Origin of the sequence: Psychrobacter sp. AOP31-B2-9, from assembly GCF_052378005.1 — a bacterium.
Taxonomy (GTDB): domain Bacteria; phylum Pseudomonadota; class Gammaproteobacteria; order Pseudomonadales; family Moraxellaceae; genus Psychrobacter.
Genome location: NZ_JBQSXG010000008.1, coordinates 42602 through 49552, shown reverse-complemented (window position 1 = coordinate 49552; position 6951 = coordinate 42602). Strand labels below are relative to the sequence as shown.

Genomic DNA, 6951 nt, shown 5'->3' with positions numbered 1-6951 from the left:
ATTCAAAATAAAGACAGTTGGACCGACAACCAAAATGAATAATAAGAAAATGACAGCCAAGTAAAAGTTAATGTTAGAGAGCTTTTGGATGCCGCCTTTTAGCCCTTGATAGGCGCTATAAGCAAAAATTATAGTCGTGACTAATAACACGACAATCTGCATCGTGGTGTTACGTGGCAAACCAAATAGATTGTATAAGCCTTCATTGATCAGTGGAGATGCCAGACCGAGCGTTGTGGCGCCACCACCAACCATGCCGAAGATAAATAACACATCTAATAGCTTGGCCCAGTTGCTGCTTGCTAGCTTTTCGCCCAATAATGGCATGAGCGTTTGGCTAACTTTGAGTACCGGTTTTTGACGCACATAATAAAAATAAGCGATAGCCACAGCAGGTACCAAGTAGATAGACCAAGCCACGGGCCCCCAGTGAAAAATCCCGTAGGTAGTCGCCCAGCGTATGGCGTCAGGTGAGCCGCCAGGTAAATTAAAAGGAGGACCTTGATAATAGTAAGCCCACTCAATCAGACCCCAATAAAGGATACTGGCACCAATACCACCACAAAATAACATGGACGCCCAAGAAGAATCTGAAAACTCAGGTGTTTCTTCTGGGCGGCCTAGTTTGATCTTACCGATATCAGATATCACGATGTAGATCACAAACATTATGGATAGCGCGCCGAATGTGAGATAAGCAAAGCCAAAGTTATCTACTACAAAGCTGCGGGCTATGCCTACCCAAGCCTTGCCCTGCTCAGGGAACAGTATCAAAGGTATGGCGATACTAAACAGGATGACTAGCACCATAAAGAAAGTGAATTTATCGATACGGGTGTCAGGTACGTGGTCAGGACGCCACTGTGGTACTGACATACCGACATCAAACGTACCTAAGTGCGGAGGCTTGTGATGCTTTGATCGTGCTTTTACATAATCTGGTAGGTATTCTTTCGAAGATTTGCTTGTGCCCTTATTTGGTTTTTGGTTGTCTTGATCATGATCAAGGTTGTTCATTTTTTTCTCCATAATGTGACGTTACTGTTTTAGCTTTCTCAGCGCTCCTAGGGTTAGAAATTCCTTTTTTTTGTACGTGTTATATAGCCCATGACAAACATTCGGCTATTCGAAAAATCATCGTCGTCTACAGCGCCTGACCAGTTAAATACTACTAGGCAGGCGCTATTAGATGATTGCCAATTTAATCGTTATTGCTGATTAATTAAAAGCAGATTGACTAAAAGCGATCAACTAAGAGTAGATTGGCTATAGTATAGTAACGGTAAATGAGAGGTTTTGTTTGATTAGTTTCATATATCACTCTAATCAATAAGTTTTAGTTTTCCTTAACACTGGTCTTTTAATCGGTTGTTTTCCTGCTTTGGTGCTCCATGAATTTAAATATTTATGCATAACTGTTAATAATCGAACATCTAATAGCCAATAGAGGGCGTAAACTTGTTAAAATAGGGCACCAATTTATCTATTGATGGACATCGATTTATGACCACAACTGCTGCCACTCCTACTATTAAAGAAGACCGCATCTTAATTCTCGATTTTGGCTCGCAATACAGTCAGTTAATCGCTCGCCGTGTGCGCGATTCTGGGGTGTTTTGTGAGATGTTCCCTTATGATATCGATGCTCAGCGCATCATCGATTTTGGCGCAAAAGGCGTTATCCTATCGGGTGGCCCTGAGAGCGTCCATGCTGAAGACAGCCCACGTATCAACGACGCTGTGTTTGATTTGAGTGTGCCAGTACTGGGTATTTGCTACGGTATGCAAGCGATGGCAGATCGTTTCGGTGGGCAGGTTCATGCCAGTGATATCCATGAGTTTGGCGCAGCGACGATCAATATCGATGGTACCTCTACCTTGATCGATGGCATTGAAGACGCTGCTGGCACGCTCAATGTCTGGATGAGTCATGGTGATAAGGTTATCGAAGCGCCTAAAGGCTTTGACATCGTGGCTAGCACGCCAAGCTGTCCGATTGCGATTATGGCCAATGATGACAAGCAATATTACGGTCTACAGTTCCATCCAGAGGTAACGCATACGCTACAAGGTCAGGAATTGCTTGGTCGTTTCGTTCATCAAATCTGCGACTGTGCAGGCGACTGGACGCCAGACAATATCGCTGATATGCGTATCGCCCAGCTAAAAGAGCAAATCGGTGACAAGCAAGTATTGCTAGGTCTATCGGGCGGTGTCGATAGCTCAGTTGTTGCAGCGTTATTGCACAAAGCCATTGGCGATCAGCTGACTTGTGTATTCGTCGATAATGGTCTATTGCGTCTGCACGAAGGCGATCAAGTCATGCAAATCTTTGCCGAAAACATGGGCGTAAAAGTCGTGCGTGTTGATGCAGAAGATTTGTTTTTAAATGCGCTAGCGGGCGAGTCTGATCCAGAAAAGAAACGCAAAATCATCGGTAAAACCTTCATTGACGTATTCGCGGATAGCGCGCGTCAAGTGAGTGAGCAGAGCGATGGTAAAGTCGTTGAATTCTTAGCACAAGGTACGATTTATCCAGATGTCATCGAATCCGCTAAATCACATCAAGGCAAAGCGCACGTGATCAAGAGCCATCACAACGTAGGCGGTTTGCCAGATGACTTGGCATTCAAATTGATTGAGCCGTTACGTGATTTGTTTAAAGACGAAGTGCGCAAGCTTGGTATCACGCTTGGCTTACCAGCCAAAATGATCTATCGCCACCCGTTCCCAGGTCCAGGTTTGGGCGTGCGTATCCTTGGCGAAGTCAAAAAAGAATACGCTGACGTGTTACGTTTAGCTGATGCGATATTTATGCAAGAGCTTGAGCGTTCAGGCTGGTATGACAAGACGGCACAAGCATTTGCGGTATTCCAACCGATCAAATCAGTGGGCGTGGTCGGTGATGGCCGCCGTTATGCATGGGTCATCGCGCTACGTGCGGTCGAGACGGTAGACTTTATGACCGCTCGCTTTGCGCATCTGCCGTATGATTTGATCGAGACGGTATCGAACCGCATTATGAATGAAATCGCTGAAGTATCACGTGTGACTTATGATGTGTCGAGCAAGCCGCCTGCAACGATTGAGTGGGAATAAGCTGTTTAAGTATTCTAAACGGTAACTTTGTTAACCTCGCTAGATGTACAAACACGTACTATCTGCGCTCGGTTGCCTTGTTACCATCTTAGACTACGTAAACTTATCTAATAGTTTTTCAACTCAAATTTTTTGAGTTGATATACAACTTATCGTCGATAAAAACACTCAACTTGGTTGGGTGTTTTTTTTGGTTCAAATAAGTAGGTAGCTAAGAAGATTATAGTTTTCCATTGAACATTTGTTTTTATTATCTATAATGTAGTCGACTTTAATTGGTTTTCTTTGCCTGTCATTACAGGCGCAGGATGCTAGAAAATTTATATTTATTAGAACTAAGGGCTAAAATGCTTTGTAACAGCTGCAATCAAGAAAACGCAAACGAGTCAGCTTTCTGCTCAAGTTGTGGTCACAACCTTTCTGACACTCAAGGACAAACACCGCCACCGCTTACTGCCGTCAATATCTCAAAAGATGCGCAAAGCCCACAAAACACATTATCTTATGACTCTGAGACAGCTGATACTTTACTAGCTGCCTTTGTCGGTGAACGGTATGATAGTTTTTACCGTGCCAAATGGTTTAAGGATAGTGAGCCACGCATAGAAGTCAATAAGGATGGTTCGAGCATTCATAGTTTTAATATTGCTGGACTTCTTTTGGGAGCATCTTGGTTGTGTTATCGTAAAATGTACCTAGAAGCCTTTTGTATTGTAGTTGGTATTAATGCGGTCGACTTGGTTCTAATGTATATGCTTGGTATGGAAACCTATAACTCTATTGGTCAAACCAGCTTTTTTATCGGATGGGCTGTACTTACAGGTATGTTGGGTAATTATTTTTACTTTAGTCATAGCGTTAGAAATATAAAAACAGTTATGAGAGGTACAGCAGATCCAGCTACGCTTGAACAGGCGTTAGCGGAAAAAGGTGGCACGTCATGGGTTGGCGCAATGGTGGGTAGTATATTGGTGGTATTACTATCAATGGCTATATCCTACTTATTTGCCCCTGATTGGTTTTGGTTGGTGTAGTTTGTCTGATAAATAAAGATAGTGCCAAATTAAAAAGGTGGACAACTAACGATGAACTCATTAACACAAGCATTCGATTTGGAACTAACGGATAAAGATCATGGACAAGGTTGGGCCTTTGGCCGCCCAGTCGGCATCACTACAGATCAATGGCCACGAAGTAGAATACACGGTCTACCGATGGCGCATTTATGGACGATATTAGTGCCTGAAGCGTATCGGGTAAAAGGTAAAGATCTTGTGGCCATCTCTTTTTTTCAAGCGGAAGATGCCTTTGAAGATAGGGTGGATGGTGTTGAAGACATGCTTACTAATTCTACCGAGATGAATAATATAGATGCTAATGAATTTTGGGCGTCATTGAGTTGTTACGTCAACCATCGCCATCCTCAAGAAACCTATCTGGAAGATATTATTGGTGGTAGTTGGGCATTGATTTGGCTGACCAAGGATGAGTTTGAAGGTAAGTCCACACCGCTGCCTAATAAAGAAAATAGTATACATCCAGACTATGAGGTAGATGAGTGGGGTAGTACCTGTTTCGCCAAAGATGCACCTGCTCAGTTTATTCAGCACGTTGTCCGAACAGATGATCCTAATGTTGGAAAGGTGCTCGATGAGTGGCCAAATGAAGATGATGTGAACGCCTATATTCCGATGTTCTCTGAAAAAGGGGAGGCGTTAAAGCTTAATAGGTTTCATGCAAAAAACCACTTTGGCGGTACGGCTAATCCCATTCAGGGCATGCCAGAATTTAGCCCTTTTTATATTGAATTTGAAGAAGAGTTTGGTGATGCCAATATGGGTGGTGGTAATGGCCAAATTGATTTGCTGAATGATCAGTTTGACTGGGCGTGTGGTTAGGTGTTGGTAGTGTAGAAATAGTTGCATTTAATCGTAAGTCATCCGCTCCATATTAATTTCATCCTTATTTCATCTTACTTATAACAGACTCACGCTAAGATATTAGCAATATTTAAACCCAGTGTGAGACTGTTATGACAGCAAAAAATAAAAAATACGTCACATATCTTGTCCTATTTATTCTCTCGATAAGCTTGTTTAATTCTCCCTATTTTGGCAGCTTTGGGCCGATTTTAAGTCTTCTAACTCTGCTATTTTTTCTAATTGCTGGGTTACTATTCTCGGTTTTAAATATATTTAGCAAAGGATATAAAAAGCCATCTTCTTATATGCCTTTAGCGATATTTCCCATAGTTACTGTGATTGCACTTTATCTTTCAGCAATCGGTATGGGCAATCAAGTTCATTTTTTGCTAAATAAAAGCAATTTGCAAACCATAGATACACTCAGCCAAGAAGCTAATGTCTATGAGATGAGTGATATGCGTCGGCACCACAAAATACTCAATGACCAGCTTATCTCTAATGATGATAAATATAAGACCGAAAAAGAAATAGCGACTGCTTACGCTGGAACGATTATGGCAGATAATTTAGATACAAGAAAAGTTGCTAAATTACGTAAGAAGCTGGATCGCTCAGGTATCGTTCATATGGCTAGAGAAGATGGTTATCTAGTGCTAACAATGGGTGGTTTTTTGGATAATGAGTTTGGCTACTTAAAAGCACCAAATGATAATATCGAAGTTGGCTACATGATACCGCCTTATGGACTCACGGTAATATCTCTAACTAAGCTTTATAATGGTTGGTATTTTTATTATACGACGTGATCTTGTTGTCAAGTGCTGCATAAGCGTTAAAAATATCGTAAATATTATAAATAAAAAGCAGCACCTTAAAAGAGATGCTGCTTTTTATTTATAATATTAACTCTTAAATAACTAACCCTTCACATTCACCACATAACGCCCAACCGTTTTGCCCGCCATAAAGCGATCTAAGTACTCTGGCGTTTGCTCCAGCGTAATCTCCTCGCCATAGCTCTCAAGGTTAGGCAGTTTCATATCGGTGGCGACACGCTGCCAAATCGTTTCTTTATCCGCCAATGGAATATAGACCGAATCGATACCGAGTAGGGACACGCCGCGTGTGATAAATGGCAATACCGTCATCGATAACTCAGGAGACGCCGCCAAGCCGCAACTGGTGACTGCACCGCCAGCTTTGGTTTGTTTGAGTAGATTGGCTAAGTAATCGCCACCTACGGTATCAATAGCATTGGCCCATAGCTCGCGGCCAACTGGTCGTTTGCCCACTTCATTGATGGTGTCGCGATGACGTACTTCGCTCGCGCCAAGCTCTTTTAGATGCTCGCTTTGCTCAGGCTTACCTGAGAATGCAATCACCTCATAGCCGAGCTGCTTTAAGATAGCGACACTGATCGTGCCGACGCCGCCTGTTGCACCACTCACAGCGACTGGACCATCACTTGGTTTTGCGCCCATTTTTTCTAGCTTTTGTATACTTAGGGCTGCGGTCAAGCCGCCAGTACCATAAATCATTGCTTCTTTTAGTGTCAGCGTTTCTGGGCAAGCCAGCGCCCAATCGGCTGGTATAGAAATCATCTGACCCAGACCGCCATCGGTATTCATGCCGAGATCATAGCCGAATATCAATACTTTTTGCCCTGCGCTAAACGTGCCTGATTTGTCACTGATGACCACACCAGCCGCATCGATACCAGGCGTATGCGGGTAGTTTTTGGTAATCATTTTATTACCTGATGCCGACATCGCATCTTTATAATTCAACGATGAATAATGCACTTCAATGAGCAAGTCGTTCTCTGGTAAGTCACTAACTTTGCGCTCTTGAATGCTTTTTTTGAATTCGCCGTCGCTGACCTCGCTGACGACTAAGGCTTTGAAAGCTGTATTATTAGACATTATAT

6 protein-coding genes are annotated in these 6951 nt (G+C 42.8%); 4 read left to right on the top strand and 2 right to left on the bottom strand.

Annotated elements, in window-relative coordinates; all coding sequences use genetic code 11:
* A partial coding sequence (locus tag ACT3SX_RS02175) for a BCCT family transporter (protein WP_442062096.1) occupies positions 1–1017 on the bottom strand: 1017 nt, incomplete at its 3' end.
* A gap of 486 nt (positions 1018–1503) precedes the next feature.
* On the opposite strand from ACT3SX_RS02175, the gene guaA reads away from it, so the two are divergent.
* From guaA to ACT3SX_RS02155, 4 genes are all read left to right on the top strand, one after another.
* Positions 1504–3099: a glutamine-hydrolyzing GMP synthase gene (gene guaA, locus ACT3SX_RS02170; protein ID WP_442069586.1), complete on the top strand. Its 1596-nt coding sequence runs from the start codon at positions 1504–1506 to the stop codon at positions 3097–3099.
* Between the two features lie 308 nt (positions 3100–3407).
* A complete protein-coding gene (locus ACT3SX_RS02165; protein ID WP_442069585.1) occupies positions 3408–4133 on the top strand; it encodes a zinc ribbon domain-containing protein in 726 nt (241 codons plus the stop codon).
* Positions 4134–4184: 51 nt separating this feature from the next.
* The gene (locus tag ACT3SX_RS02160) at positions 4185–4997 is read left to right on the top strand and encodes a hypothetical protein (RefSeq protein ID WP_442062087.1); all 813 of its coding nucleotides are present in this window, start codon (positions 4185–4187) and stop codon (positions 4995–4997) included.
* Between the two features lie 134 nt (positions 4998–5131).
* On the top strand, positions 5132–5830 hold the full coding sequence (locus ACT3SX_RS02155; RefSeq protein ID WP_192992270.1) for a hypothetical protein: 699 nt from the start codon (positions 5132–5134) through the stop codon (positions 5828–5830).
* A 111-nt stretch (positions 5831–5941) separates the two neighbouring features.
* Here the strand turns inward: ACT3SX_RS02155 and ACT3SX_RS02150 are convergent, their stop codons facing one another.
* Positions 5942–6946: a YhdH/YhfP family quinone oxidoreductase gene (locus ACT3SX_RS02150; protein WP_192992271.1), complete on the bottom strand. Its 1005-nt coding sequence runs from the start codon at positions 6944–6946 to the stop codon at positions 5942–5944.
* Positions 6947–6951: the final 5 nt, after the last annotated feature.